At 72.0% G+C, this 23,941-nt stretch carries 28 protein-coding genes and 1 riboswitch; of the genes, 19 read left to right on the top strand and 9 right to left on the bottom strand.

Annotation, left to right across the window (positions count from 1 at the left end; genetic code table 11):
• Positions 1–129: 129 nt before the first annotated feature.
• Positions 130–411 (bottom strand): acylphosphatase, encoded by a 282-nt coding sequence (locus tag DEI98_RS05725; RefSeq protein ID WP_035808828.1) that lies wholly within the window; start codon positions 409–411, stop codon positions 130–132.
• 180 nt (positions 412–591) lie between these two features.
• Here DEI98_RS05725 and DEI98_RS05720 point away from each other — a divergent pair, with 180 nt between their 5' ends.
• The 7 genes from DEI98_RS05720 (at position 592) to DEI98_RS05690 (ending at position 7,199) form a co-directional block, all read left to right on the top strand.
• Positions 592–1,299, top strand: coding sequence for an NUDIX domain-containing protein (locus DEI98_RS05720; protein ID WP_035808830.1), 708 nt, complete (start codon positions 592–594; stop codon positions 1,297–1,299).
• Between the two features lie 8 nt (positions 1,300–1,307).
• Positions 1,308–2,579, top strand: a complete 1,272-nt coding sequence (nadA, locus tag DEI98_RS05715) for a quinolinate synthase NadA (RefSeq protein ID WP_111100175.1) — start codon at positions 1,308–1,310, stop codon at positions 2,577–2,579.
• Between the two features lie 32 nt (positions 2,580–2,611).
• Positions 2,612–4,279 (top strand): L-aspartate oxidase, encoded by a 1,668-nt coding sequence (gene nadB, locus DEI98_RS05710; RefSeq protein ID WP_111100174.1) that lies wholly within the window; start codon positions 2,612–2,614, stop codon positions 4,277–4,279.
• Positions 4,276–5,202, top strand: a complete 927-nt coding sequence (gene nadC / locus DEI98_RS05705; protein WP_110863440.1) for a carboxylating nicotinate-nucleotide diphosphorylase — start codon at positions 4,276–4,278, stop codon at positions 5,200–5,202. Before nadB ends, nadC begins: the two co-directional genes overlap by 4 nt.
• 2 nt (positions 5,203–5,204) lie before the next feature.
• Positions 5,205–6,344 carry a cysteine desulfurase family protein gene (locus tag DEI98_RS05700; RefSeq protein WP_111100173.1) on the top strand — a complete coding sequence of 380 codons (1,140 nt, stop codon included), beginning with the start codon at positions 5,205–5,207 and terminating at the stop codon, positions 6,342–6,344.
• Between the two features lie 79 nt (positions 6,345–6,423).
• A complete protein-coding gene (locus DEI98_RS05695) occupies positions 6,424–6,690 on the top strand; it encodes a hypothetical protein (protein ID WP_111233264.1) in 267 nt (88 codons plus the stop codon).
• A gap of 218 nt (positions 6,691–6,908) precedes the next feature.
• Positions 6,909–7,199 carry a hypothetical protein gene (locus DEI98_RS05690; RefSeq protein ID WP_111100172.1) on the top strand — a complete coding sequence of 97 codons (291 nt, stop codon included), beginning with the start codon at positions 6,909–6,911 and terminating at the stop codon, positions 7,197–7,199.
• Between the two features lie 41 nt (positions 7,200–7,240).
• Here the strand turns inward: DEI98_RS05690 and DEI98_RS05685 are convergent, their stop codons facing one another.
• Complete coding sequence (locus tag DEI98_RS05685; protein WP_111095265.1) at positions 7,241–7,708, bottom strand: MSMEG_6728 family protein; 468 nt, start codon at positions 7,706–7,708, stop codon at positions 7,241–7,243.
• 88 nt (positions 7,709–7,796) lie between these two features.
• Here DEI98_RS05685 and DEI98_RS05680 point away from each other — a divergent pair, with 88 nt between their 5' ends.
• Complete coding sequence (locus DEI98_RS05680; RefSeq protein ID WP_027466300.1) at positions 7,797–8,393, top strand: NAD(P)H-dependent oxidoreductase; 597 nt, start codon at positions 7,797–7,799, stop codon at positions 8,391–8,393.
• Positions 8,394–8,585: 192 nt separating this feature from the next.
• Here the strand turns inward: DEI98_RS05680 and aroQ are convergent, their stop codons facing one another.
• On the bottom strand, positions 8,586–9,029 hold the full coding sequence (gene aroQ, locus DEI98_RS05675; protein ID WP_111100171.1) for a type II 3-dehydroquinate dehydratase: 444 nt from the start codon (positions 9,027–9,029) through the stop codon (positions 8,586–8,588).
• A gap of 142 nt (positions 9,030–9,171) precedes the next feature.
• Here aroQ and DEI98_RS05670 point away from each other — a divergent pair, with 142 nt between their 5' ends.
• Together DEI98_RS05670 and DEI98_RS05665 are read left to right on the top strand one after the other, a co-directional pair.
• Positions 9,172–10,842, top strand: a complete 1,671-nt coding sequence (locus DEI98_RS05670; protein WP_071405106.1) for a sodium:solute symporter family protein — start codon at positions 9,172–9,174, stop codon at positions 10,840–10,842.
• A 22-nt stretch (positions 10,843–10,864) separates the two neighbouring features.
• On the top strand, positions 10,865–11,200 hold the full coding sequence (locus DEI98_RS05665) for a hypothetical protein (RefSeq protein ID WP_111029350.1): 336 nt from the start codon (positions 10,865–10,867) through the stop codon (positions 11,198–11,200).
• Between the two features lie 218 nt (positions 11,201–11,418).
• Here the strand turns inward: DEI98_RS05665 and DEI98_RS05660 are convergent, their stop codons facing one another.
• On the bottom strand, positions 11,419–11,949 hold the full coding sequence (locus tag DEI98_RS05660) for a hypothetical protein (protein ID WP_111100170.1): 531 nt from the start codon (positions 11,947–11,949) through the stop codon (positions 11,419–11,421).
• Between the two features lie 94 nt (positions 11,950–12,043).
• On the opposite strand from DEI98_RS05660, the gene DEI98_RS05655 reads away from it, so the two are divergent.
• From DEI98_RS05655 to DEI98_RS05645, 3 genes are all read left to right on the top strand, one after another.
• Positions 12,044–12,460 carry a VOC family protein gene (locus DEI98_RS05655; RefSeq protein WP_110863434.1) on the top strand — a complete coding sequence of 139 codons (417 nt, stop codon included), beginning with the start codon at positions 12,044–12,046 and terminating at the stop codon, positions 12,458–12,460.
• Between the two features lie 37 nt (positions 12,461–12,497).
• A complete protein-coding gene (locus tag DEI98_RS05650) occupies positions 12,498–13,118 on the top strand; it encodes a DNA-3-methyladenine glycosylase I (protein ID WP_110863433.1) in 621 nt (206 codons plus the stop codon).
• 88 nt (positions 13,119–13,206) lie between these two features.
• On the top strand, positions 13,207–13,887 hold the full coding sequence (locus DEI98_RS05645) for a DJ-1/PfpI family protein (RefSeq protein ID WP_111100169.1): 681 nt from the start codon (positions 13,207–13,209) through the stop codon (positions 13,885–13,887).
• A 171-nt stretch (positions 13,888–14,058) separates the two neighbouring features.
• On the opposite strand, the gene DEI98_RS05640 is transcribed toward DEI98_RS05645, so the two are convergent.
• Both DEI98_RS05640 and DEI98_RS05635 read right to left on the bottom strand, forming a co-directional pair.
• Positions 14,059–14,529: a GNAT family N-acetyltransferase gene (locus DEI98_RS05640; protein WP_111100168.1), complete on the bottom strand. Its 471-nt coding sequence runs from the start codon at positions 14,527–14,529 to the stop codon at positions 14,059–14,061.
• A complete protein-coding gene (locus DEI98_RS05635) occupies positions 14,526–15,350 on the bottom strand; it encodes a LysR family transcriptional regulator substrate-binding protein (RefSeq protein ID WP_181437950.1) in 825 nt (274 codons plus the stop codon). Before DEI98_RS05635 ends, DEI98_RS05640 begins: the two co-directional genes overlap by 4 nt.
• A gap of 33 nt (positions 15,351–15,383) precedes the next feature.
• Between DEI98_RS05635 and DEI98_RS05630 the strand changes: the two genes are divergently transcribed.
• Together DEI98_RS05630 and DEI98_RS05625 are read left to right on the top strand one after the other, a co-directional pair.
• Positions 15,384–15,773: a DUF5997 family protein gene (locus tag DEI98_RS05630; RefSeq protein WP_017888549.1), complete on the top strand. Its 390-nt coding sequence runs from the start codon at positions 15,384–15,386 to the stop codon at positions 15,771–15,773.
• A 40-nt stretch (positions 15,774–15,813) separates the two neighbouring features.
• Complete coding sequence (locus tag DEI98_RS05625) at positions 15,814–16,320, top strand: hypothetical protein (protein WP_017888550.1); 507 nt, start codon at positions 15,814–15,816, stop codon at positions 16,318–16,320.
• Between the two features lie 44 nt (positions 16,321–16,364).
• Here the strand turns inward: DEI98_RS05625 and DEI98_RS05620 are convergent, their stop codons facing one another.
• Together DEI98_RS05620 and DEI98_RS05615 are read right to left on the bottom strand one after the other, a co-directional pair.
• A complete protein-coding gene (locus DEI98_RS05620; RefSeq protein WP_111100167.1) occupies positions 16,365–16,814 on the bottom strand; it encodes a phage holin family protein in 450 nt (149 codons plus the stop codon).
• Positions 16,815–16,988: 174 nt separating this feature from the next.
• Positions 16,989–18,464 carry an MFS transporter gene (locus DEI98_RS05615; protein ID WP_111032028.1) on the bottom strand — a complete coding sequence of 492 codons (1,476 nt, stop codon included), beginning with the start codon at positions 18,462–18,464 and terminating at the stop codon, positions 16,989–16,991.
• 119 nt (positions 18,465–18,583) lie between these two features.
• Here DEI98_RS05615 and DEI98_RS05610 point away from each other — a divergent pair, with 119 nt between their 5' ends.
• Together DEI98_RS05610 and DEI98_RS05605 are read left to right on the top strand one after the other, a co-directional pair.
• Positions 18,584–19,150 carry a TetR/AcrR family transcriptional regulator gene (locus DEI98_RS05610; protein WP_111100166.1) on the top strand — a complete coding sequence of 189 codons (567 nt, stop codon included), beginning with the start codon at positions 18,584–18,586 and terminating at the stop codon, positions 19,148–19,150.
• Positions 19,151–19,159: 9 nt separating this feature from the next.
• Positions 19,160–19,687, top strand: coding sequence for an Lrp/AsnC family transcriptional regulator (locus tag DEI98_RS05605; protein ID WP_027466312.1), 528 nt, complete (start codon positions 19,160–19,162; stop codon positions 19,685–19,687).
• 44 nt (positions 19,688–19,731) lie between these two features.
• On the opposite strand, the gene DEI98_RS05600 is transcribed toward DEI98_RS05605, so the two are convergent.
• Complete coding sequence (locus DEI98_RS05600; RefSeq protein ID WP_027466313.1) at positions 19,732–20,163, bottom strand: GNAT family N-acetyltransferase; 432 nt, start codon at positions 20,161–20,163, stop codon at positions 19,732–19,734.
• A 111-nt stretch (positions 20,164–20,274) separates the two neighbouring features.
• Here DEI98_RS05600 and DEI98_RS18550 point away from each other — a divergent pair, with 111 nt between their 5' ends.
• Together DEI98_RS18550 and DEI98_RS05590 are read left to right on the top strand one after the other, a co-directional pair.
• Entirely contained in the window at positions 20,275–21,585 is a 1,311-nt protein-coding gene (locus DEI98_RS18550) for a hypothetical protein (RefSeq protein ID WP_111100165.1), read from the top strand.
• 87 nt (positions 21,586–21,672) lie between these two features.
• Positions 21,673–23,403: a hypothetical protein gene (locus DEI98_RS05590; RefSeq protein WP_111100164.1), complete on the top strand. Its 1,731-nt coding sequence runs from the start codon at positions 21,673–21,675 to the stop codon at positions 23,401–23,403.
• Between the two features lie 329 nt (positions 23,404–23,732).
• Positions 23,733–23,867: riboswitch (FMN riboswitch) on the top strand.
• The last annotated feature ends 74 nt before the right edge of the window (positions 23,868–23,941 follow it).

The following is a 23,941-nucleotide window of genomic DNA, read 5'->3' as shown; positions in this document are numbered from 1 at the left end:
GTGGCGCAGGACGCGCAGACAGGCCAACTCCCTGAGTGGATGCGATTATTCCGCTTCGCTCCGACATCCGCAGGTGAACGATCGGTGCCGAGCCGGCCGGTCGTCGGCGCAGCTCCCATGCACGTCCGCTCAGTGCAGGATCGCGAACCCGTCGGCGTCGCCGTGCGGCACCACCGACCGCAGGGTGACGTCGGTCACGGTCGCCGACGGCGGCCCGGTGCGCAGGCACTCGACCAACGAGTCCACGGCGACCGAGGGTCCCTCTGCCTCGACCTCCACCGTGCCGTCCCAGAGGTTCCTCGCGTAGCCGACGAGGTCGAGCCCGTCCGCCTTCCGAGCGGTCCAGTACCGGAAGCCGACCCCCTGGACCGTCCCCGACACCACGGCATGCACCCTCGTCACCGTCGTCATGTCCTCCACGCTAACCGCGGCGGCCCCTCGGGAGTTTTCGGCCCCGTGACGATCTGTTTCCGGCTCGTGACGAGCGCACCGCGGCGACAGTGATAGTGTCATCCCAACCCGAACACTTCGAGTCAGATTGACACTATCTCCACCATGGACGAAGCAGGCATCCGCGTCGCGGTCTCCACCATGGACGAAGCAGGAATCCGCGTCGCGGTCTCCACCGTGATCGTCGCACTGCGCCCGCACCCCGACACCGGGGCCCCGGCGCTGTGGATGCCGCTCGTCCGTCGCGTCGCCGAACCGTTCGAGGGTTCATGGGCGCTCCCCGGCGGCTGGGTCGGCGACGACGAGGGGCTCGAGGACTCCGCGGCCGCCCGACTGCGCGAGACGACGAACGTCCAGCCGCGGTACCTCGAGCAGCTCTACGCGTTCGGGGACGTCGGACGATCCCCGAGCCGCGTGGTGTCGATCGTGTACTGGGCACTCGTGCACCCGGACGAGGCGAACGTCGTGCCCGACGACTGGAACGTCCGGTGGTTCCTGGCCGACGAGCACCCGCCCCTCGCCTTCGACCACGACCGCATCGTCGAGTACGCCCTGTGGCGGCTGCGCAACAAGATGTCCTACTCGCGGATCGCGCAGGCGTTCCTCGGTGACCGCTTCACCCTCGCCGAACTCCGCGGCGTGTACGAGGCGGTGCTCGGCCGTGCACTCGACCCCGCGAACTTCCGTCGGCAGGTCGAGAAGACCGACGCGGTCCTGCCGACCGACGAGACCACGAGCGGGGGTCGGCACCGTCCGGCCCGGCTGTACCGCTCGAACCCCGACCTGGCCTACGCGGACAACGGCCCGCTGCAGACCGGGGCCGATCAGCACCAGCAGCGGAACCGATAGGAAGCCCCGTGTCCATCGCCACGACGATCGAACTCATCTCCAACGGCAAGGCCGGCGGCAGCACCTGCACGCCCGATCTCGCCATGCCGACGTGGGAGTTCGACTCCCGCCCCGGGTACGGCCCGGGGTCGTCGATGTCCGACGTCATCCCGACGAGCGCTCCGCGCCAGGGCGTCCTGCCCGACGAGTACAAGACGGCTCCGACCGACGAGCTCCACGAGCGCATCGAGCGGGCGAAGGCCACCCTCGGCGACCGGGTCGTCGTCCTCGGGCACTTCTACCAGCGCGACGAGGTCGTCCGGCACGCGGACTTCCTCGGCGACTCGTTCCAGCTCGCGAACGCCGCCCTGACGAAACCCGACGCCGAGGCGATCGTGTTCTGCGGCGTGCACTTCATGGCCGAGACGGCAGACATCCTGGCGCGCGACGACCAGCGCGTGATCCTGCCGAACCTGGCCGCCGGCTGCTCGATGGCCGACATGGCCGACATCGACAGCGTCGAGGCCGCGTGGGCGGAGCTGACCGCGGTGTACGGCACCGAGCCCGACGCCGACGGCCGCGTCCCCGTGATCCCGGTCACCTACATGAACTCCGCCGCCGACCTCAAGGCCTTCTGCGGTCGCAACGGCGGCATCGTGTGCACCTCGTCGAACGCCGCGACCGTGCTCGAGTGGGCCTTCGAGCGTGGGCAGCGCGTCCTGTTCTTCCCCGACCAGCACCTCGGCCGCAACACCGCGAAGGCGATGGGCATCAGCACCGACCTGATGCCGATGTGGAACCCGCGCCTGCCGGGTGGCGGCAACACGGCCGCGGACCTGCTCGAGGCGAAGGTCATCCTCTGGCACGGCTTCTGCTCGGTGCACCGCCGCTTCACCGTCGACCAGATCGACCAGGCCCGCCGCGAGCACCCGGGCGTGCAGGTCATCGTGCACCCGGAGTGCCCGATGGCCGTCGTCGACGCCGCGGACCACGCCGGCAGCACCGACCTGATCCGGAAGACCGTCGCCGCGGCCACCGAGCCGACGACGTTCGCGATCGGCACCGAGATCAACATGGTGAACCGGCTCGCCGCCGAGTACCCGCAGCACACGATCTTCTGCCTCGACCCGGTCGTCTGTCCCTGCTCGACGATGTACCGGATCCACCCGGGCTACCTCGCCTGGGTGCTCGAGGCACTCGTCCGCGGCGAGGTCCTCAACGAGATCGTCGTCCCCGCCGACGTGCAGGCCGACGCAAAGGTCGCGCTCGAGCGCATGCTCGCCGCCAAGCCGCGCGGCTGAGACGCGGACCCGACCGAACGAGGGAGACCACCGTGCACGTCGTCATCGTCGGCTCCGGCATCGCCGGGCTGACCGCAGCGATCCGCGCCAGTGCCCTGCACGACGTCACCCTGGTGACGAAGGGGGCGCTCGCCGACAGTGCCACCGCGTACGCCCAGGGCGGCATCGCGGTGGCACTCGGTGCCGACGACTCCGCGGCGCTGCACCAGGCCGACACCCACGTCGCCGCGGCGGGCAGCGCCGACGCCCGGGCCGTCGAGGTCCTGTGCACCGACGGGCCGGCCCGCGTCCACGACCTGCTCGCCCTAGGGGTGCCCTTCGACCGGTCGTCGGATCCGGCGACCCTCGACCGGTACGGCGACGACCTCGCCCGCGGGCGAGAAGCCGCGCACGGCCGGTGGCGCGTCGTGCACGCCGACGGTGACGCGACCGGGGCCGCGATCGAACGCACCCTCATCGCGGCACTGCACCGACGGCACGTCACGATCCTCGAGCGCACGAGCCTGACCGACCTCGTTGTCCGCGGCGGCGTGGTCGTCGGCGTTGACGTCCTCGACCTCCTCGGGGAACCCCGCCGGCTCGATGCCGACGCCGTCGTCATCGCGTCCGGGGGAGCCGGACACCTGTACCGCGAGACGACGAACCCGCTGGTCGCGACCGGTGACGGGGTCGCCGCCGCCTGGCGCGCCGGCGCCGTCCTCGCCGACCTGGAGTTCTTCCAGTTCCACCCGACACGGCTCGCCGTCCCCGGTGGCGGCCTGGTGTCCGAAGCCGTCCGCGGTGAGGGCGCCGTCCTCCGCGACGCCGCCGGGCACCGCTTCATGACCGACGTGCACCCGGACGCCGAGCTCGCCCCGCGTGACGTCGTCGCCCGGGGGATCGCCGCCGCGGTGCGCGACCAGGGCGGCGCACCCGTGCTCCTCGACGCCACCGGCCTCGACGCCCGGTTCATGGTCACGCGGTTCCCCGGACTCACCCGGGCGACCCGCGCCGCCGGCTTCGACTGGACCCGCGAAGGCGTCCCGGTCGCACCGGCCGCGCACTACTCGATGGGCGGCATCGCCACCGACGCCGAGGGCCGCACCAGCCTGCCCGGACTCCTCGCCGTCGGTGAAGCCGCCTGCACCGGGGTCCACGGCGCCAACCGGCTCGCCTCGAACTCCCTGCTCGAGGGACTCGTCTTCGCGGTCCGCGCAGCGGACGCGGTCGCCGCACCGCGACCCGGCCTGCTCCGCCTGCGCGGGGACGCCGGTCTCCACGTCACCAGCGTGCCTCGAGCGGCCGACGCGATCCGTTCCTCCCGTCCGACCCTGCCTGGAGGCGCGACCCACCTCGACGACGTCGGTGCCGTCCGGCAGGCGGTCCAGTCCGTCATGACGGACCGCGTCGGGCTGCTCCGTGACGCCGTCGGGCTGGCCAGCGCACGCCGCGAGCTCGACGCGCTGACCGCGCCGACCGGCGGGGGCGTGCGCGAGCACGAGGACCGTGCGCTGCTCGACCTGGCGCGACTCGTCGCGCTCGCCGCCGAGGCCCGCACCGAGTCCCGCGGGGCGCACGCCCGCACCGACCACCCCGACACCGACCCCACCGCCCCGGCCTCGTACGCCTGGGTCGCCGACCACACCGACGCACACCCCGACGAGCACACGGACGAACGCACCGACGGCTCCGCAGTCGTCCCGCAGGAGGTACCCGCATGACCACCGACCCCGGCACCATCCCGCCGCACGCGCTCCGTCGCGTGATCGAGACCGCGCTCGAGGAGGACGCACCCTGGGGCGACGTCACCAGCGAGACCCTCATCCCCGCCGAGGCGACCGCGACCGCGACCCTCGGCGCGCGCGAGCCCGGCGTGCTGAGTGGCGGCGCGGTGTTCGTCGCCGTGATGCACGCCGTCGACCCGTCGATCCACGCCGTCGTGCACGTCGCCGACGGGACGCGTTTCGTCGCGGGCGACGTCCTCGCGACCGTGACCGGGTCGGCGCGTGCCGTGCTGCGGGCCGAGCGGGTCGCCCTCAACCTGGTGCAGCGGATGTCGGGCATCGCGACGACCACCGCGGCGCACGTCGCTGCCGCCGCGGGCACCTCGGCGCGGATCGTCGACACCCGGAAGACGACGCCCGGCCTCCGAGCACTCGAGCGGTACGCCGTCCGGTGCGGCGGCGGACACAACCACCGCACCTCGCTGTCCGACGCCGTGCTCGCCAAGGACAACCACCTGGCGGTGCTCCTGGCCGGCGGCATCGGCATCGGCGACGCGATCGCCCAGGCCCGCCAGCGGCTCGGGCACACCGTGCACGTGGAGGTCGAGGTGGACCGCATCGACCAGATCGAACCCGTCGTCGCTGCGGGGGTCGACACGATCATGCTCGACAACTTCACCCCGGACGAACTCGTGACCGGGGTCGGCATCGTCGCCGGACGCGCGCTCGTCGAGGCCTCGGGAGGCGTGTCGCTCGACACCGTCGCGGCGATCGCGGCGACCGGCGTCGACGTCATCTCGGTCGGGGCGCTGACCCACTCGGCGCGGGCGCTCGACCTCGGACTCGACATCGACGTCGCGGTGCCGGTGGAGCACGTCGCGGTGCCGACGGAGCACGTCGCGGTGCCGGTGCGGGACTAGCCGTGTTCTACCTGGACCGCGCCGCCACCACCCCGGTCCGCCGCGAGGTGCTCGAGGCGATGTGGCCCTACCTGACGGGGGTGTTCGGCAACCCCTCGTCGACGCACGGGGTCGGGGACGAAGCCGCGCGGGGACTCACCGCCGCACGGGCCGCCGTCGCCGGTGTGCTCGTGTGCCGGCCCGCCGAGGTCGTCTTCACCACCGGCGGCACCGAGGGGGCGAACACCGCGATCAAGGGGATCGCCCTCGCCGCACCCCGCGGTCGGCACGTCGTCACGAGCGCCATCGAGCACGAGGCGGTGTTGGAGAGCTGCGCGTACCTCGCCCGCTTCCACGACTTCGACGTCACCGTGCTGCCCGTCGGCCCGGACGGCCGCGTGGACCCGGCGGTGCTGCGCGCGGCCCTCCGCCCGGACACCACGCTCGTCTCGATCGCGCACGCCGACAACGAGATCGGCACCGTGCAGGACGTCCCCGCGCTCGCGGCGGTGGCGCACGAGGTCGGGGCGCGGTTCCACACCGACGCCGTGCAGTCCGCGCCCTGGCTGCCGATCGGTCTCGGGGCCCTGGGCGTCGACGCGCTGTCGTTGTCCGGGCACAAGCTCGGCGCCCCGAAGGGCACCGGCGTGCTCGCCGTGCGCGCCGGGGTCCCGCTCGAGCCGCTGCTGCACGGCGGGGGACAGGAACGGGGGCGGCGGTCCGGCACCGAGGACGTGGCCGGTGCCGTGGCGGTGGCGACCGCCCTCGGGCTGGCGGCGGAGACGGTGCGGTCGGGGGAGGGCACGGCGACCACCGTGCGCGACGCGGTGCTCGACGGCGTGCTCGCCGCGGTTCCCGGCGCGTTCGTCACCGGGTCGCGGGAGCACCGGCTGCCCGGGCACGCGTCGTTCTGCTTCCCGGGCGTCAACGGTGAGACCGTCCTGCTCGAGCTCGAGCAGCGCGACGTGGTGTCGTCGTCGGGCAGCGCCTGTGCTGCGGGCAGCACCGAGGCCTCCCACGTGCTCACGGCGCTCGGGATCCCCGAGGACGTGGCCCGCACCGCGCTCCGCCTGACGTTCGACGCGGCCCTGACCGCCGACGACGTCCCGGTCGTCGTCGGGGCCATGGCCGACGCCGTGGCGACCGTCCGTGCCCTCGGCTGAGGTGTACTAGACGTTCTACTCCATCTCTGGGTACGTGTCCCCCCTTCTGCGGACAACCGATCTGCGTCAGAGTGTCGTCATGGCAAACGCGATGATGACCCGGACACGACGGGACGACCGCTTCCGAGCGGTGCAGCTCCTGCCGGCGCCGGCCACCCTCGTCGCGCTCGCCCTGGCAGCGCAGCACGACCTCGGCACGGCCCCGCTCGGGATCATCGCCGTGGTCGGAGCGCTCGCGACCGCCGGGAGTGCCCTGCTCCCGATGGTCCGGCCAGCCGCCGCCCACCGGTCGATGCCCGCACCGACCGAGACGGACCGGTACCGAGAGGACACCGAACACCCTTGAGGTCCACCACCGTGCGGTTCCCCTGAACCGAGCCGCGCGGTGGACCCAGACCGGATGTCGACCCCCTGATCGACGTCCGGCGCGGGGCGCGACGTTCCCCCTGTCGTCGTGTCCCGCCGTACACCGCGATCCCGCCGTGGGTCGACGTCCGCACCCCTGAGCGGCGTCGGTTCCCCTGCAGCCCACGGCGGGATCCGGTTCCCCGGTAGCGTCGTCGCATGCCCTCGTACCGTGCGACCCTGGCGATCGGCGCCCTCGCGCCCGGCACCGCCCCGGACGCCGTCCTGCCCGCCGCGGCCGCCCTCGTGCGCGAACACGCCGTGGTCGAGGCCGAGGACGTCCGGCTGCTCCGTGGTGTCCCCTGTGCCGTCGTGCGCTTCGAGGCCGAGGACGACCGTGCCGCCGCGGCCGTCCGCGACGCCGCAGTCGACGGGCTGCGGGACGTGGTCGTGATCCGCTCCGACGTCGTCACCCGGCGCGAGGGTGGTCGCTGGATCCCGGTCGCCTGACAGCCGGGCGGTCGCCTGACCGCCGGGCGGTCGCCTGACGGTCAGGCAGTGTGCGTCGCCGTCTCGGGGGTCCCCGGCCAGACGTAGTCCAGGTCGTCCGGCACGTCGGGGAACAGCTCCCGGTAGTGCTCCGGCGCCTTCTGCACGAGCTTCGACCGGTGCGAGACGTGCAGGGCCTCGTCGTCGTTCCACGGCGGGACCGGCACGTCGCCGCGCTCGTACGCCGCCAGGTCCTCCGGCACGCGGCCCAGGTCGAGCAGGGTCTTCTCGAGACACGTGTCCGCGTACCCGCGCTCGGCCCAGACGCGGCACGTGGCCTCCTGGTAGGCCATCAACGCAGGACGGTACCCACGCCACATCGCCGTCACCGGGTGGTGCTGCCAGCCGTAGTCGGGGAGCGTCAGTGCGCGCATCACCTGCAGGGTCTCGACGCGCTGCTTGCCGAGCCGCCGGTCGTCGAGGACCTCGGCGGATGCCCGGAAGTCGGCGTACGGCAGGAAGGTCTGCATGGCGCGGACGCTACCCCGACGGACTGGCACCCGACACATGTCGTCACGAACGTGCCGCCCGCCCCGGCAGCGTGTGAGCATCGACCGCATGAGCGGAGAACTGGTCGTCGGCGTCAGTGGCAGCCCATCGGACCCCTCGCGGACCTCGACCCTGGTCGCGGCGACGGTGGCCCGGTTGGCCGAGGAGATCGACGGCGCCCGGACCGAGACGATCGAGATCGGCCCGCTGCTCGCCGACCTCGGAGCGGCGTCTGGTCGCGAGACGATGTCCGACCGCACCCGGCGTGCCCTCGAGACGGTGGAGGCCGCGGACGTGCTCGTGGTGGGCAGCCCGGCCTTCCGTGCGGCCTACTCCGGCGCCTTCAAGCTCTTCTTCGACTGGGTCGGGCAGTACGACCTCGTCGACACCCCGGTGCTCCTGACCGCCACCGGTGGCAGCGACCGGCACGCCCTGCTCGTCGAGCACCAGATGCGCCCGTTGTTCGGGTTCTTCCAGTCCACGACACTGCCGCTCGGGGTGTTCGGGAACGAGCGGGACTTCACCAAGCGCGAGGGTGGCTACGACATCGCGAGCGTCGACCTCGAGCTCCGCATCGACCAGGCCGTGCGCCGGGCCGTGCCGCTCATCCGCGGCGGCTTCGCCACCGCCGGCCTGACCGACGTGCGGCGCCCCGCCGAGTTCTGATCCCCACGCCTTGCTCTTCCGGGCTTACCTGGTGCTTCCGGGCATACAGGGTCGAAAGTTCTCACCAGGTATGCCCGGAACCACCAGGCATCGCGCGTGCTTTGGGAAGGAACGGGCGCGACCAAGCGTGACCAGCAGGCGGACGGGAGGCCCGTGGCGACGCCGCCACGGGCCTCCCGTCCGGTCGTTGGCTCAGCCGAGCAGGGACGCGACGTGCGCGACCGCCAGGCGGTAGCCATCGGCGCCCGCGCCGGCGATGACCGCCGTCGCGGCGGTGGCGACGTGGTCGACGTGGCGGAACGGCTCGCGCTTCCACGTGTTCGACAGGTGCACCTCGACGACGGGGACCCACAGGGCCTCCACCGCGTCGTGCAGCGCGACCGAGGTGTGCGCGTAGGCGGCGGGGTTGATGACGACCGCGGCGAAGTCGTCGAGGGCCTCGTGCAGCCACTCGACCAGGTCGCCCTCGCGGTTCGTCTGGCGGAAGTCGGCCTCGAGCCCGTGCACGGCCGCCTCGGTGTGCACGATCGCCTCGATCTCGGCGAGCGTCACGGTGCCGTACTGCTCCGGGTCGCGGCGCCCGAGGATGTCGAGGTTCGGGCCGTTGAGGACGAGGATGCGCGACGCGTCGGTCATGGGCTGAGCGTAGCGAACCGGCGGAGCGCTGCGCGGCTCGGACGATGCATGCGCCGGCTATGTGAACGGTCACAAATCGGTGTAACGTCTCCGTCCGGGTCGGCAGAGTTGTCGACTGCAACACACTGACGTGGAGATGTGAATGGTTCTCGCTGCAGCGAACGAAGGGATCCGGCTCGACTTGGGCTGGGTCGACTACCTGATGATCATCGTGTACTTCGCGGTCGTCATCGGGATCGGGTTCACCGCCCGCAAGCAGGTCCGGACGAGCATGGACTTCTTCCTGTCCGGCCGCTCGATGCCGGCGTGGATCACGGGCCTGGCGTTCGTGTCCGCGAACCTCGGCGCCACCGAGATCCTCGGCATGGCGGCCAACGGTGCCCAGATCGGCATGGCCACCCTGCACTACTACCTCGTCGGCGCCGTGCCCGCGATGGTGTTCCTCGGCCTCGTGATGATGCCGTTCTACTACGGCTCGAAGGTCCGCTCCGTGCCGGAGTTCATGCTGCGCCGCTTCGGCAAGGCGCCGCACCTGGTGAACGCGATCGCGTTCGCGGTGTCGAACGTGCTCATCGCGGGCATCAACCTGTACGCGATGGCCATCGTCATCGAGGCCATGCTCGGCTGGCCGGAGTGGCTGGCGATCATCGTCTCCGCAGGCTTCGTGCTCGTCTACATCACCCTCGGCGGGCTCTCGAGCGCGATCTACAACGAGGTCATGCAGTTCTTCGTGATCATCGCCGGGCTCATCCCGCTGACGATCGTCGGCCTGCACCGCGTCGGCGGCTGGGACGGCCTGTCGAAGGCCATCACCGAGACCCAGGGCGTGCAGCACCTGCAGGCCTGGGCCGGCACCGGCTTCGGTGACGTCACCAACCCGATCGGCGCCAACTGGCTCGCCATCGTGCTCGGCCTGGGCTTCGTGCTCGGCTTCGGCTACTGGACCACGAACTTCACCGAGGTGCAGCGCGCGTTCTCGGCGAAGAACATGTCCGCGGCCCGCCGCACCCCGCTCATCGCCGCGATCCCGAAGCTCTTCATCCCGGCCATCGTCGTGATCCCGGGCCTCATCGCCGCGGCCGTCGTCGGCAACCAGTTCGCCGACGGCACGCTGACCTACAACGACGCGATCCCGAAGCTCATCCAGATGTACCTGCCGACCGGTGTGCTCGGCATCGCGGTGACCGGTCTGCTGGCGTCCTTCATGGCTGGCATGGCGGCGAACGTCTCGTCGTTCAACACCGTCTTCACCTACGACATCTGGCAGCGCTACATCCGCCCGAACATGCCCGACCTGCACTACCTGAAGACCGGCCGCTGGGTCACCGTCGTCGGCGTCGTGGTCGGCATCGCGACCGCGTTCATCGCGGCCCAGGCGTCGAACATCATGACGTACATGCAGACGCTGTTCTCGTTCTTCAACGCACCGCTGTTCGCCGTGTTCATCCTCGGCCTGCTGTGGAAGCGCATGACGACGCAGGGTGCGCTCTGGGGGTACGTCCTCGGCATCGTGACCCCGACGATCACCTGGATCGCCTACCTGGTCAACCCGGACCTGTTCGCCACCGCGACCGCGGAGACCCTGTACGGCGCGATCATCTCGTTCGTCACCGTGCTGGTCGTCGGCTTCGTCGTCTCGATGCTCACCAAGCCGAAGGACGAGAAGGAGCTCGGTGGACTCGTCTACGGCGTGGGCAAGATCGACCTGCACGGCGACTCGGTCGCGACGGACACCGCCTGGTACCGCTCGCCCGCACTGCTCGGCACCGTCGCGCTCGTCCTGTGCGTCGTCCTGTACCTCCCGTTCCTCTGATCCGCGAAGGAGACCACTTCTCATGAGTGACACCACCACCCCCGGCGCGATGACCGAGGAGCAGAAGGCAGCCCTCGTCCGCTCCACCCGCCGACTCGACCTGCGCCGCATCCTCGGCGGCCTGTTCGTGCTCTACGGCGTGATCACGACCATCGTCGGGATCGTGCACTGGAACACCGACCCCGAGAAGACCGGCGGGATCCACATCAACCTGTGGGTCGGGATCTCGCTGCTCGTCGGCGGCGGCCTGTTCTTCCTCTGGGACCGCCTGAACCCGGTGCCCGCCGAGGACATCATCGGCCAGGCTGAGTCCGAGTCGCACCAGCGTGCCGCGGGCGAGGGGCGCGAGCTGGCCTGAGGCTGCTTTGGTCGGGCGTCCCCGGCCAGACGCGGAACGACGAAGTCGCTGTCGGACGACAGCGGCTTCGTCGTTTCCGGCCGCGGCGGCCGGCGCCTTGACCGGGGCCGAGCGTTGCGGGTAGCATTGATATGTCGATCGGGTGCTGCTCGGTCGAAAGTGAGCCCCGGAGCATCCTGCAGCCAGCGCGGGACCGGGGTTTTGCGCTGTCCGGACCGTCACTCGGCCCGCACGACCTCCAATCGCACGTGCTCGCTCTCGGCGCCGTGCACGTGCATCCCGCAGGCGATGTCGGCGAGTGACAACAGCGGCTCCACACCGCCTCGGACGTGTTCGTACTGCAACTCTGCGCCGAGGCCCCGACCGCGGAGTGACTCCATCATCGAAGCATCACTCGCGTCGCGTGACGGCCCGCGCGACTCGAAGACCACGCGACTGACTCCTCGCTGATCGAGCTCCCAAGCAAGGCGCTCCAGGCACCGCCTGCGACGGCGTTCCGTCCGGGCCGGATGACCGGCGTAACGGACGACGACGATGGCGACGGCATGCCGCAGGAGGGCGAGCCATGAGAGTCGCTGTTCTCCGAGTGCCTCGTACCAGTGCAGCTTCCGCATCCGCCGAGGGGTCGCCCGTCGAACCGCCTCGCGGGCTTCGTCCTCGCCGTTGATCCGCATGATCACCGCAGCGAGGACGTACGCGGTGTGGTCCCGTCCACCACCGGGTTCTGACTCGTCCACGTACGCCCGCATCCGACCAGCATGTTGTGTACCGGTTGGTTCCCCCACGAAACGGTTGCGCGCTGGACCGGGTGGGTCCAGGTTGAGCGTGACGAAAGGAACCGCCATGGACACGATGGTCTTCATCAACCTGCCCGTCACGGACCTCGAGCGCTCGAAGGCGTTCTACGAGGCACTCGGGTACTCGATCAACCCGGCGTTCAGCGACGACACCGCGGCGTGCGTGGTGGTGTCCGACACGATCTCCGTCATGATCCTGACGACGGCGAAGTTCGCCGAGTTCACGGACAAGACGATCGCCGACGCCGACACGATCGAGGTCATCAACTCGCTCAGCGCCCCGTCGAAGGAGGACGTCCACCGCATCGTCGACGCCGCGGTGGCCGCCGGCGGCACCGAAGACCGCCCGGAGATGGACCTCGGCTTCATGTACCAGCGGAGCTTCACCGACCCGGACGGACACCGCTGGGAGTACGTGTGGATGGACGAGCAGGCGACGCAGGACGGCCCGCCCGCCGAGTGAGTGATCGGCTGTCGGCGGCGCCCGCCAGGATGGTCGCATGAGCACCGAGCCCGTCGACGCCCCGCCCGTGCCCGACCTCGTCACCGGCGACGACGGCCTCGCCCGGCCGGTCTGGGCGTCGTCGGACGAGCTCCTCCGCGAGTACTACGACACCGAGTGGGGCATGCCCGTCCGCGACGAACGCGGGGTGTTCGAGCGGCTCTCGCTCGAGGCGTTCCAGTCCGGTCTGTCGTGGCGCACGATCCTCGCCAAACGACCGGCGTTCCGGGCCGCCTTCGCGGACTTCGACGCCGACACCGTCGCAGCCTTCGTCGAGGACGACGTCGCACGGCTCATGGCCGACGCCGGGATCGTCCGGAACCGCGCGAAGATCCTCGCGACGATCACCAACGCGAACGCCACGATCGCCCTGCGGCAGGACGGCGGGCTCGCCGACTTCGTGTGGTCGTTCCGGCCGGCGACCACGCCCGAGCCGCGGTCCTCCGCCGAGGTCCCGACGAAGTCCGACGAGTCCCTCGCCCTGTCGAAGGCGCTGCGGAAGCGCGGATTCGCCTTCGTCGGACCGACCACGATGTACGCCCTGATGGAAGCGCTCGGCATCGTCGACACCCACCTGGTGGGCAGCCACCGGCGCGGGACCTCCGGCATCTGGGGCTGACAGGCGAGCCCAGTCCAGCCCAGGAGCACGAGCAAGCACGAGCCAGCCCGCCCATGACGCACGTCCTCGCCGGGACTATGGTCACGACATGGCCGACGACTTCCGGATCGCGTTCCTGCTGTTCCCGCACCTGACCCAGCTCGACCTGACCGGTCCGGCGCAGGTCCTCAGCCGCGTGCCCGGCGCACGCGTCGAGTACGTCGCGGCGACGCTCGACCCGGTGCCGAGCGACTGCGGCTTGGCGCTCGTCCCCACCGTGACGATCAGGGATGCAGGACCCGCGGACGTGCTCGTGGTGCCCGGTGGTGACGGTGCCTTCGACGCGATGCTCGACCCGGACGTCGTGGCCTTCGTGCGGCGCCAGGCCGAGCACGCGACGTGGATCACCTCGGTGTGCACCGGTGCCTTCGTGCTCGGCGCCGCGGGGCTGCTCGCCGGCAGACGCGCGACGACCCACTGGGCCTCGAAGCCGATGCTCGAGGCCTTCGGAGCGCAGCCGGTGGACGCCCGGATCGCCCGGGACGGCGCCGTCGTCAGCGCCGCCGGGGTGAGCGCGGGCATCGACATGGCGCTGTGGCTCGCCGCCGAGCTCGCCGGACAGTCCGCGGCCGAGGCGATCCAGTTGCAGATCGAGTACGACCCGCAACCGCCGTTCGACCGCGGGTCGGCCGAACGCGCCGACGCCGTCGTCGTCACGCGGGCCCGGGCAGCAGCCGAGGAGTCGCGCGGCGCGAGGGTGACCCGCGCCGCCGCAGCCGTCCTGCGCTGACGCGGACCTTCACACGGTCACGAATCCCCGCTGGTGTCCGCCGAGTGGTCACGACACGTCGTTCCGGGCGCGGCCAGTCGACACTTCGTGACCGCTCGGGGCCATGCACGCGGGGTGTTGTGACCCGAGCAGCGGCAGCAGCAGCAGCCGCCGCCGCGCGGCCGCCGCGGGCTAGACCAGCGGCTTCCGCATCTGCGCCGACGTCACCTGGTACCCGAGCGCCGCGTAGAGCTCCTGCGCCCCGGTGTTGTAGCCGAACACGTTCAGCCCGATGCTCGTCGCACCGTGTTCCGCAGCGACGCGGTGCCCGAGCTCGAGCGCCCGCCGTGCGTGCCCGCGGCGCCGGTGTGCCTCGTCGATCTCGACGTTGAACACCCACCAGTCGGTGCTGCCCGGCGTGAGCGGTCCGATCCACAGGTACCCGATGACGGTGTCGTCCTGGTCGGTGACGTCCCACACGAGGTGCCCGTCAGCGGGGGACCCGCCCGGGAACCAGCGGTCCCGTGACTGCTGCTCGTTCGCCTCGGCCTGCTCGCGGGTCTCGCCCGCCTGCATCCGCGACTCGACGTACTCGGCCATCGTGCGCTGGAGCCAGGCCGGGAGGCGCGTGGCCGGCATCAGTGCCAGCCGCGTGTCCGTCATCGGTTGCCCTTGGAACCCCGGCTCGGCTTCCCGCGCATCTTGCCGCGTCCGGGTGTCGGCCCCTTGCCGGTGTTCGACTTCTTGCCGGCGCCGGACTTGCCGCTGCCGGGGGACTTCGCCTTGGCCTTGCCGCCGGCGCCCGCGGCGCCGCCCTTGGAACCCGACGCACCCGACCCGCCGGACCCACCCGACCCGCTGGACGAGCCCTTGGCACCCGACCCTGCCTTGGCACCGCCACGAGCCGGACGCGAGTCGTCGTCGGCGTCGCGATCCGGGCCTCCTGGCTGGCGCGAACTGTTGGCGGTCCGCCCGCGCACCACGCCGATGAACTCCTCGGTGGTCTCGGTGGCGTCCTCGTCCCGCCAGACCAGCGCGATGCGCGTGCCCTCGGCGTCCATGAGCGGACGACCGACCAGGTCCTTGCGGCTGGCGGCGCGGAACAGCGACTGGGGGAGCACGACGACGCCGACGTTCGCCTCGACCAGGTCGAGCGATCCGTCGATGTCGGCCGGAACCGGTCCGGCGTCGATCACGTGGACCTCGGCGTCGGCGAGGTCGACCTCGGCGAGTTCGGCGAGGGGGGAGTCCTTGGGCATCGCGACGACGGCCGTCTCGGTCCAGAGCGGGATGGCGTTGTGCTGCTCGGACACGGGCATGCGTGCGAAGACCATGTCGGCCTCGCCGGCCAGCGTGTCGTCGACGTCGTCGGCGCCGATCGGCCGCAGCCGGAGCTCGATGGAGGGGAAGCGTTCCCGCCAGACACGGGCCCACTTTGCGGGGGAGACCCCCGGCACGAAGGCGATGGTGAGAGCCGCGGTCATGCAGACGAGCATAGGGGCCGTACCCTTGTCCTCATGGCGCAGGAACAGACCATGAAGCCCGAGACGGCTGCGAAGAAGCTCGGCATCTTGCTGACGGCGGCTCCGGAGTCCTTCCAGAGCGCTCCCCTCACGCGGACCGCCTTCGACGAGCTCCGCACCGAACCCCCGACCTGGCTCGAGGACCTCCGACGCGACGGCCCGCACCCGCGACCCGTCGTGGCGCAGAAGCTCGGCATCTCCATCTCCGGCCTGAGCCGTGCGGGGATCGACGACGCACTGACGACGGCGGACATCAAGACGCTGCTCGAGCAGAAGCCCGAGTGGCTCGTCCGTGAGCGTGCGACGCAGGCCGCCGTGCACGCCGAGAACGCCCGCGTGAAGCAGGAGCGCGCCGCCAAGGCCGCTGCCCGCGCCGAGGACTGACCCCACCCCGCACCACTCCGCCGCACCGAGGACGTCCCACGTGCACGAGACCGTCGCCGACGCCATGCTCGTCGTGCCGCAGTTCGCGTCGGTGTGCTGCATCGTCGGTGACCGCTACCGACCGCGCCCGGGCGTGATCGTGCCGGCGGGCGTGATGCTCGTCGCGATGCTGATGCCCGTCGTCGACGCCGGAGCGGTGTGGACCCTGTTCGCCGCGACCCTCCTGCTCCTGCTCGCGCCGCTGCCCGTGATGCGTCGCCGCCGCGCCGACGGTCGCCGCGCGGAGCCGATGGACGTCCACCGCGCGCTCTCCGCCGTCGTGATGGCGGGGATGCTGCTGATGGGCCACGCCTCGGGTGTCGCCGGCGACCACGCGGGGCACGGCATCGCACTGTCCGCGGTGCTCGGCGCCGGCGTGATCGGCTACTGCGCGTTCAGCGGTTGGCTGCTCCGGTACGAGTGGGGCCGTGAGGACCGGCGGGCCGTCCGCAGCGGCGAGGTCTTCGCGATGACCGTCGCCGTGGTGGGCATGACCCTGGCGATGTAGCCCAGACCGTGCCGGCGGCGGCAGCGACGGCGAGAGCGGTTGCGTCAGTCGCGCGCGGCGCTGTCCGTCTGGGCGTCCGCCGCGTGCGTCACCCGCTGCTTCGCCGCCTGGATCGTGTCCTTCGGCACCGGCGGCACACCCCGCCGGATCCCGCGCAGGCCGACGACGAACAGGATCGCGGTCACGATCGCGAACACGACGAACGTGATCCCGGTGGCCGCCCACAGCGGCAGCGCGAGGGCGAGCAGCGCCACCGCGAAGCCGGCCAGCGCGACCAGGGTCGTCAGGGCGAACCCGACGGCCACCCCGGTGAGCACGAGCCCGGTCTTCGCACCGCTCGCGCGCTCGCCGATCTCGCGCCGCGCCGAGGCGACCTCCTCGCGCACGGCGCGCAGCACCGGCTCGAGGGCCTTCTGCACGAGTCCGGCGGTCACGGTGTCGCGGAACGACGGCCGTCCGGGAGTGGTGCTGTCGTCGTGGTCGGTGCTGCTCATGGGGTCTCCTGTCCGGGCGCGGCGGTCCGCGTCCCCTGACGGGACGCGACCGGTCCGATGATCGTCACGCTGACTCGCGTGCGCCCGGTGCGTTCCCAGGTTGCGCAACGGACGGGAGGCCCACCCCGCGTCGTCGACGCTGGACGGGCCTCCCGGGTGGTCGGGCCCACGGCCCTACTCGGCGACCTCCTCGAGGTCGTCGATCCCACGGGCGGCGGCCGCTGCGCGGCGAGCGCGCATCGACGGCGCGGCGACGGCGGCGAGCACGGCCACGACCGCCACACCGGTGCACGCCCAGAAGCCGATGGTGAAGGCGTCGTCGGTGGGCAGTCCCTGCGGCGTGCTGTGCGAGGTGATCAGCGCTGCGATGACGGCGGTGCCGACGCTCGAGCCGATGGTGCGGACGACCGTGTTGGCGCTGATGGCCTCACCGGTCTGGTTCGCGGGGACGCTCTCGATGATCGCGTTCGAGCAGGCGGCGAGAGCCATGCCGATGCCGATGCCGGTCAGGACACCGGAGGCCACCACCTGCCACAGCTCGGCGTGTGCGATCGCCGGCAGCACGAACGCGGCGACGATGGCGAACCCACCGATGAGCATCGGCGGCTTCGGGCCGACCTTGCGCACCAGGATGCCCGCGATCGGCCCGGCGACGACCATCATCACGACGGTCGGCAGCAGGAAGAGACCGGCCTGGGTGACGTCCTTGCCGAAGCCGTAGCCGAGCGCCGTCGGGAGCTGCAGCAGCGTCGGCACGAGGACGAAGGTGCCGAACATCGCGAACCCGAAGACGAGTGCGACGACGTGGGCGGTCCAGACGCCGCGGACCGCGAAGAGCCGGACGTCGATGAGCGGCTCGGCGACCCGGAGCTCGACCAGGACGAACACGACCAGTGCGACGGCGCCGAGGGCCAGCAGGCCGATGGTCTTGCCGTCGCCCCAGCCCCAGGTCTCGCCCTCGCTGACGGCGAGCAGGATGGCGACGAGCGACACCGCGAGGACGAACGTGCCGGCCATGTCCAGGCGACCGGGCTTCCGGACCGGGGACTCCGGCATCCCGAAGACCGCACCGAGCAGTGCGATGACGACGAGCACGGCGGGGAGCCAGAACAGCCAGTGCCACGACAGGTGCTCGACGATGGGCCCGGCCGCGACGATGCCGACACCGGCACCGATGCCGAAGATCGCCGACAGCAGACCGATCGTGACGCTGACCTTCTCCTTCGGCAGCTCGTCACGCACGATGCCGATCGACAGCGGCATCACGGCTCCGGCGGCGCCCTGCAGCGCGCGCCCGACGATCAGGACGCCGAGGTTCGGTGCGAGGGCGGCGAGCACGGCGCCGACGAGCAGGATCGACAGCACGACGATCAGGACCTTGCGCTTGCCGATCATGTCGCCGAGGCGACCGAGGATCGGCGTGAGCACCGAGGCGGAGAGCAGGTACGCGGTGAGCACCCAGCTCGTCGCACTGGTGGAGGCGCCGAGGTCCTGCCCGATGGTCGACAGTGCCGGGGCGACCAGTGACTGCAGGACCGCGAAGGACAGGCCGCCGAGGGACAGGTAGACGATGATCGCCGTGCTGTTCGGCCGGCGTCCGTCGGTGGTGGGGTGCGAGCCGGTGCGTGGGCTCTGCATGGTGTCGGTCATCGTGCTCCGTGTCGTCGTGGTCGTCGATGTAAACAATTGCTGACATGACGAGCGTACGCGTTCGAGAGGGCATGTCAACGCTTGCTTACATCCCTGTGAGGACCGCTAGGCTGCGCTCCATGAGCAAGGACGCCGCGGCCACCCGACTCCTGCTCGTGCAGGCCGCCCGGCGTCGGTTCGCCTTCGACGGATACCGCGGGACGACGGTGCGCGACATCGCCGGGGACGCCGGGGTGAACTTCGCCCTCATCAACCGGTACTTCGGCTCGAAGGAGGGGCTCTTCCGCGCCTGCCTCGACCGCGTCGTCCGCGACCTGGGGGCCGAAGAGGCGAGCCAGCAGGGCCTCGAACGGGCGCTGACCGGCATCATCACGCACATCGTGCGCGCCCCGACCGACGACGACTCCCTGCAGCTCATGCTCCTGCTCCGGTCCTCCGGCGACGACGGCGCCGATGCCATCCGCCGTGAGACGCTGCGCCGGTACGCCGAACGGCTCGCGGGCACGGTCGGCGGTGCGGGGTCCGAGGAGCTGCTCGTCCGTGCCGAGATCGCGCTGGCGGTGGTGCTCGGGATGTCGATGCTCCGGCAGTCCACCGCGGTGGAACCGCTGGCATCCGCCGACGACGCCGTCGTGTCGGCCGCGCTCGAGGACGCCCTCCGCGCCCTGCTCGCGCCGTCGCGGTAGCGTCGAGGCGTGTCCGACCGTCCCGCACGTCGCCCCGACCCCGCTCCGCGCCTCGACGAGGTCGACGAGCGCATCCTCTGGACCCTGTCGGCCGACGCCCGGATCCCGAACAACCGGCTCGCGGCCGCCGTCGGCATCGCGCCGTCGACCTGCCTGGCACGGGTCCGTGCGCTCGAGGACGCCGGGGTGATCCGCGGCTACCGGGCCGAGGTGGACGTCGCCCGGCTCGGGTTCTCGATCGAGGCGATGGTGTCCGTCCGGGTGCACGCCGCAGCCCGCCACGAACTGCGGGACTTCGCCAAGCGCCTGCTGCGGGTGCCCGTCGTGCAGGACGTGTCGTTCCTGGCGGGGGACAAGGACTTCCTCGTGCACATCGCGTGCGAGTCGACCGAGCAGCTCCGGGACTTCGTCGCCGACGAGCTCAGCGGTGACCCCTCGGTGGCGACGACGCAGACGAACATCGTGTTCGAACGCCTCGTCGCCGACCGGGCCACCCAGGGCCGCTCCTTCGACGAACTCCGGCGCTGGCGGGCCTGACGCGCGAAAGACCTGATCAGCGCGGTCAGAACAGCGCCGTCGGGTCAGCGCTTCCGGGTCATCGGGATGTGCGGGATGCGGTCCTCCAGGTACTCGTCGCCCGAGCGCACGAAGCCGAAGCGGCCGTACCACTGCTCCAGGTGCGACTGGGCGCCGAGGGCGATGCTCGGCGAGCGCGACTCGGCGATCGCGGCCTCCATGAGCTGCGCGCCGAGGCCCTGGCCGCGGGCGTGCTTCGCGGTGGCGACCCGGCCGATGCGCTCGGTGCCGTCGGGCTCGCGGAGCAGGCGGAGCGTCGCGTCCACCGAACCGTTGCCGGCCCAGAACTGCACCGTGCCCGGCTCGAGGTCACGGCCGTCGATGTCGCCGTACGCGGCTTCCTGCTCGACGACGAAGACGTCCTGGCGGAGCCGCAGGATCTCGTGCAGCGTGACGATGTCCAGGTTGCGGGTCGGAGCGTTGAAGATCGAGACCACGGACGGCCCTTCCTGAGAATTTCTTCCGAAACAGGGTGTGTTCCGGACCGGATCGGCGTACATTGCCGGTCAACCACTCTACGTGCGCAGCCGAGATCAGGAGGTGAGCGCATGGACCACCCGTTGCGCGCACCCTGGCGCGCCGCACTCCGCATCGTCCTGCTGGGCGTCGGGACGCTCGCCGCCCTCGTGCTGCTGTCCCTGCTCCTCGGCGCGCGACCGGCCTCCGCCGCGACGACCTCTGCCGCACCGACCGAGCAGCGCGGACTCGTCGGCAGCGTCGTCGACGGCGTCGGTGGCACCGTGCAGGGCGTGACCGGTGAGGTCGGCAAGGTCGTCGGCGGCGTGACGGATCCCGTCCGCAAGGCCGTGTCACCTGCACCCGCACCTGCTGCGCCCGCTCCGGCCCCCGCGCCCGCACCTGCTCCGGTGCCCGCAGCGCCCGCACCGGCTCCAGCAGCACCCGCTCCAGCTCCCGCAGCCCCCGCGCCGTCGAGCCCCGCTCCGGTCGCGACCACACCGGCTGCCCAGCCGACCACGACCGCCCCTGCGGCCCACCCGGCCACGCGCCCGGTGCGACAGGTCGTCGACCAGGTGAGCAGCGCCTCCCGGCCGGTCACCGACACCGTCGCGAACGTCCTGCGCCCCGTCACCGGAACCGTGGAACGCGTCACCGACACGCACCCCGTGACCGAAGTCGTCGACACCGTCGACGACGTGGTCGGCAGCGTCCCGGTGGTCGGCACGGTCCTCGGCGACGACACCCTCGGCACCGTCACCGGTCCGGTCACGGGCCTGGTCGACGACACGCTCGGCTCGGTCGGCACGACCGTCGGCACCGTCCCCGACGTGGTCGAGGGCGTCGTCCCGTCCGTCGGCGGCACCCTGCCAGGAGGCACGGCCCCCGTCGTCGACGTCCCCGCGCTCCCGGTGGGCGGCGGTTCGAACCCGTCCGCCGGGCCCGTCCCGTCGGTGCCGGTCGCGAACGCACCCGTCCGGCCCGGAACCGTCGCCCCGCAGGGTGCCACGGTGCCCATCGCACCCGCACCCGCGCCCGCACGCGTCGCCGATGCCGTGGGTGACCGCCCAGCAGGGCTCCGCCCGTCCGACCGGGTCGCCGCAGCTGCCACGACGGTAACGGTCGGCCCGGTCGGCCCGGCCGTCGATGTGCAGGACGCGACCCTCGGCGGACACGCGCTGCTCGTCCCCGCGGACGGTGAGGGCCACGGGCTCCCGTTCGACGGAGCCGACGCCGGCGTGCTCGGTGGCAGCGCCTCCTCGACCTCCGGCGGCGCAGCAGCCGTCGGCGTCGTCGGCTCGACCGACGACGTCGTCTCCCTCGCCGCGGGGTCTCGCGGCACGCTCTCCGACGACGCGGTCCCCGCATCGGTCGTCGGCGAGCACGACGTCGCCCCTGACTGAGATCGGTGCGCCTGTCCGCCACGGCAGGCACGCACACATCCCGGCTGCGTCCGCGGTCGGTGACGATCTCGATCAGGGAGTACGACCATGAACAAGTACGTCTCCAGAGGGCTCTGGTTCGCCCTCTTCGTCGGCGGGCTCACGCTCGGCGGCACGGCTGCGGCGAACGCGGCCACGACATCCGGTGCCGACGGCACCGTCTCAGGCACCCAGGTGGCCCCCACCGTGGACGCCCCGGTGTCCCTCGGCGGCAACGCGATCGCCGTGCTCGGCGACGCGGTGTCGACGGCGACCGGGTCCACGCCCGTCGCTCCGGCGCCTGCTCCGGCCACGGCGCCTGCTCCGGCCACGACCGCTCCTGCCCCCAGCACCTCGGGCCAGGACGGCACGCTCTCGGGCACCCAGGTGGTGCCGGACGTCGCGGCACCGGTGACGGTCGGCGGCAACGCCGTGGCGGTCGCCGGTGACGCGGTCTCGGCCGCCGCACCCGCACCCGCGGCAGCTCCGGCGCCTGCAGCACCGGCACCTGCAGCTCCGGCGCCTGCAGCACCGGCACCGGCTCCTGCCGCTCCTGCCGCTCCCGCTCCGAGCACCTCGGGCGAGGACGGCACCGCTTCCGGCACCCAGGTCGCTCCGGCCGTGACCGTCCCCGTGACGGTGTCCGGCAACGGGATCGGCGTCCTCGGCGACGGCACCTCGACATCGACCGCCCCGGCGGCGGCGACACCGGCGCCGGCTGCCGAAGCCCCGTCGGCGCCCACCACCTCGGGCACCGACGGACTGCTCTCCGGCACCCAGGTGACCGGTCTGGTCGACGTCCCGGTGACGATCGGTGGCAACGGCATCGGTGTCCTCGGTGACGGCACGAGCACCGGCGGCACGACGGCTCCGGCCACCGGCACGACGACCCCGGCGGCCGGTGGTTCGACCTCGGGTTCGGACGGCACGGCCTCGGGTACGCAGGTGTCCCCGGTCGTCTCGATCCCGGTCACGGTGGCGGACAACGGCATCGGGCTGCTCGGGACGGGCACCGCGACGGGGACGGCGCCCGCTGCGGGCACGGGCACGGGTGCCGGGGCCGCTCCGGCGGCCGGTGGTACGACCTCGGGTTCGGACGGCACGGCTTCGGGTACGCAGGTGTCCCCGGTCGTCGACGTCCCGGTGACGATCGGGGGCAACGGCATCGGTGTCCTCGGTGACGGCACGAGCACCGGCGGCGCCACGGCTCCGGCCACCGGCACCACGACCCCGACGACCGGCGGTACGACCTCCGGCGACGGCGGCCTGCTCTCCGGCACCCAGGTCACCCCGGTGATCAGCCTGCCGATCACGATCGGCGGCAACGGGATCGGCATCGTCGGTGACGGCACCAGCACCACCCCCGGCACCGGCACGAGCCCCGGGACCGACCCGGGCACGGACCCGGGCACGGACCCCGGCACCGACCCGGGCACGGACCCCGGCACCGACCCCGGTACCGACCCCGGTACGGACCCCGGTACCGACCCGGGCACCGTCCCCACCGACGGGACGGGCACCGACACCGGCACCACGCCCGGCACGGCGACCATCCCGGTGGGCACGGTCGACGTCGTCGAGCCGACCCGGGCCTCCACGACGGGTGTGGTGACCACCACGACCGCTGCCACCAGCGGGGTCCGCACCAGCGCTGGGACCGTCGCGGCAGCCGCCGCGGCCGGTGACGGCCAGCCGGAGCTCGCCTACACGGGAGCCGGCTCGCCGATCCTGCCCGCCGGGTTCGCGCTCCTGCTGCTCCTCGCCGGAGCGGGCACGCTCGTGCTCCGTCGCCGGCACTGACCGGCGGGTGATCGAGGGGCGTCACACCGTGGCGCCCCTCGTCACCATGCCCGGGGGGGGCGTGCGCGTTCCACGACAGAACACCGGAGGATCGACGGATGTCCTGTCGGAACATGTCGGCGCATCGGATGCGTGTGCATGTTCCGACGGACCGCTCGTCGATCGACTCGTGCATCGTCGCAGTGCGGACGCCGGACGCCGGACGCCGGACGCGGACGTCGGAGACCGCGGGTGCCACGTGCTCACCGCGCCCGGGGGAGACGCCCGGTTACGACGGCGCTGCCACCGTGGCGCGACCGTCAGCGGCCTGGGGTATCGTTCCGACTACGCAAGCGCTCCGGGGTCGGTGTAATTCCGAGCCGGTGGTGACAGTCCACGAACTGATGACGGGTGCGAACCCGACAGAGGTTGACCCGGTGGGATTCCGGGACCGACGGTGAAAGTCCGGATGGGAGGCGCGCTGGGCGGACAGGACGACCCCACGACCCGTGGGGTGCGACCCGTCCGTCGATGCCGACGATCGTCGAACGCCCCCGGA

The sequence above is a fragment of the Curtobacterium sp. MCLR17_034 genome (genome assembly GCF_003234485.1).
GTDB classification, from domain to species: domain Bacteria; phylum Actinomycetota; class Actinomycetes; order Actinomycetales; family Microbacteriaceae; genus Curtobacterium; species Curtobacterium flaccumfaciens.
This window is presented reverse-complemented; position numbering and strand designations above follow the sequence as displayed.

Bases quoted from the DNA above. Each gene is read 5' to 3' on its own strand.
- DEI98_RS05695 (WP_111233264.1), top strand. From the start codon at position 6,424: ATGGCAAACGCGATGATGACCCGGACACGACGGGACGACCGCTTCCGA.
- DEI98_RS05635 (WP_181437950.1), bottom strand. From the start codon at position 15,350: ATGACCGCGGCTCTCACCATCGCCTTCGTGCCGGGGGTCTCCCCCGCA.
- DEI98_RS05655 (WP_110863434.1), top strand. From the start codon at position 12,044: ATGGACACGATGGTCTTCATCAACCTGCCCGTCACGGACCTCGAGCGC.
- DEI98_RS05685 (WP_111095265.1), bottom strand. From the start codon at position 7,708: ATGCAGACCTTCCTGCCGTACGCCGACTTCCGGGCATCCGCCGAGGTC.
- DEI98_RS05670 (WP_071405106.1), top strand. From the start codon at position 9,172: ATGGTTCTCGCTGCAGCGAACGAAGGGATCCGGCTCGACTTGGGCTGG.
- DEI98_RS05725 (WP_035808828.1), bottom strand. From the start codon at position 411: ATGACGACGGTGACGAGGGTGCATGCCGTGGTGTCGGGGACGGTCCAG.
- DEI98_RS05665 (WP_111029350.1), top strand. From the start codon at position 10,865: ATGAGTGACACCACCACCCCCGGCGCGATGACCGAGGAGCAGAAGGCA.
- DEI98_RS05590 (WP_111100164.1), top strand. From the start codon at position 21,673: ATGAACAAGTACGTCTCCAGAGGGCTCTGGTTCGCCCTCTTCGTCGGC.
- DEI98_RS05650 (WP_110863433.1), top strand. From the start codon at position 12,498: ATGAGCACCGAGCCCGTCGACGCCCCGCCCGTGCCCGACCTCGTCACC.
- DEI98_RS05690 (WP_111100172.1), top strand. From the start codon at position 6,909: ATGCCCTCGTACCGTGCGACCCTGGCGATCGGCGCCCTCGCGCCCGGC.
- DEI98_RS05680 (WP_027466300.1), top strand. From the start codon at position 7,797: ATGAGCGGAGAACTGGTCGTCGGCGTCAGTGGCAGCCCATCGGACCCC.
- DEI98_RS05615 (WP_111032028.1), bottom strand. From the start codon at position 18,464: ATGACCGACACCATGCAGAGCCCACGCACCGGCTCGCACCCCACCACC.
- nadC (WP_110863440.1), top strand. From the start codon at position 4,276: ATGACCACCGACCCCGGCACCATCCCGCCGCACGCGCTCCGTCGCGTG.
- DEI98_RS05660 (WP_111100170.1), bottom strand. From the start codon at position 11,949: ATGCGGGCGTACGTGGACGAGTCAGAACCCGGTGGTGGACGGGACCAC.
- DEI98_RS05645 (WP_111100169.1), top strand. From the start codon at position 13,207: ATGGCCGACGACTTCCGGATCGCGTTCCTGCTGTTCCCGCACCTGACC.
- DEI98_RS05620 (WP_111100167.1), bottom strand. From the start codon at position 16,814: ATGAGCAGCACCGACCACGACGACAGCACCACTCCCGGACGGCCGTCG.
- DEI98_RS05630 (WP_017888549.1), top strand. From the start codon at position 15,384: ATGGCGCAGGAACAGACCATGAAGCCCGAGACGGCTGCGAAGAAGCTC.
- aroQ (WP_111100171.1), bottom strand. From the start codon at position 9,029: ATGACCGACGCGTCGCGCATCCTCGTCCTCAACGGCCCGAACCTCGAC.
- DEI98_RS05640 (WP_111100168.1), bottom strand. From the start codon at position 14,529: ATGACGGACACGCGGCTGGCACTGATGCCGGCCACGCGCCTCCCGGCC.
- DEI98_RS05720 (WP_035808830.1), top strand. From the start codon at position 592: ATGGACGAAGCAGGAATCCGCGTCGCGGTCTCCACCGTGATCGTCGCA.
- DEI98_RS18550 (WP_111100165.1), top strand. From the start codon at position 20,275: ATGGACCACCCGTTGCGCGCACCCTGGCGCGCCGCACTCCGCATCGTC.
- DEI98_RS05610 (WP_111100166.1), top strand. From the start codon at position 18,584: ATGAGCAAGGACGCCGCGGCCACCCGACTCCTGCTCGTGCAGGCCGCC.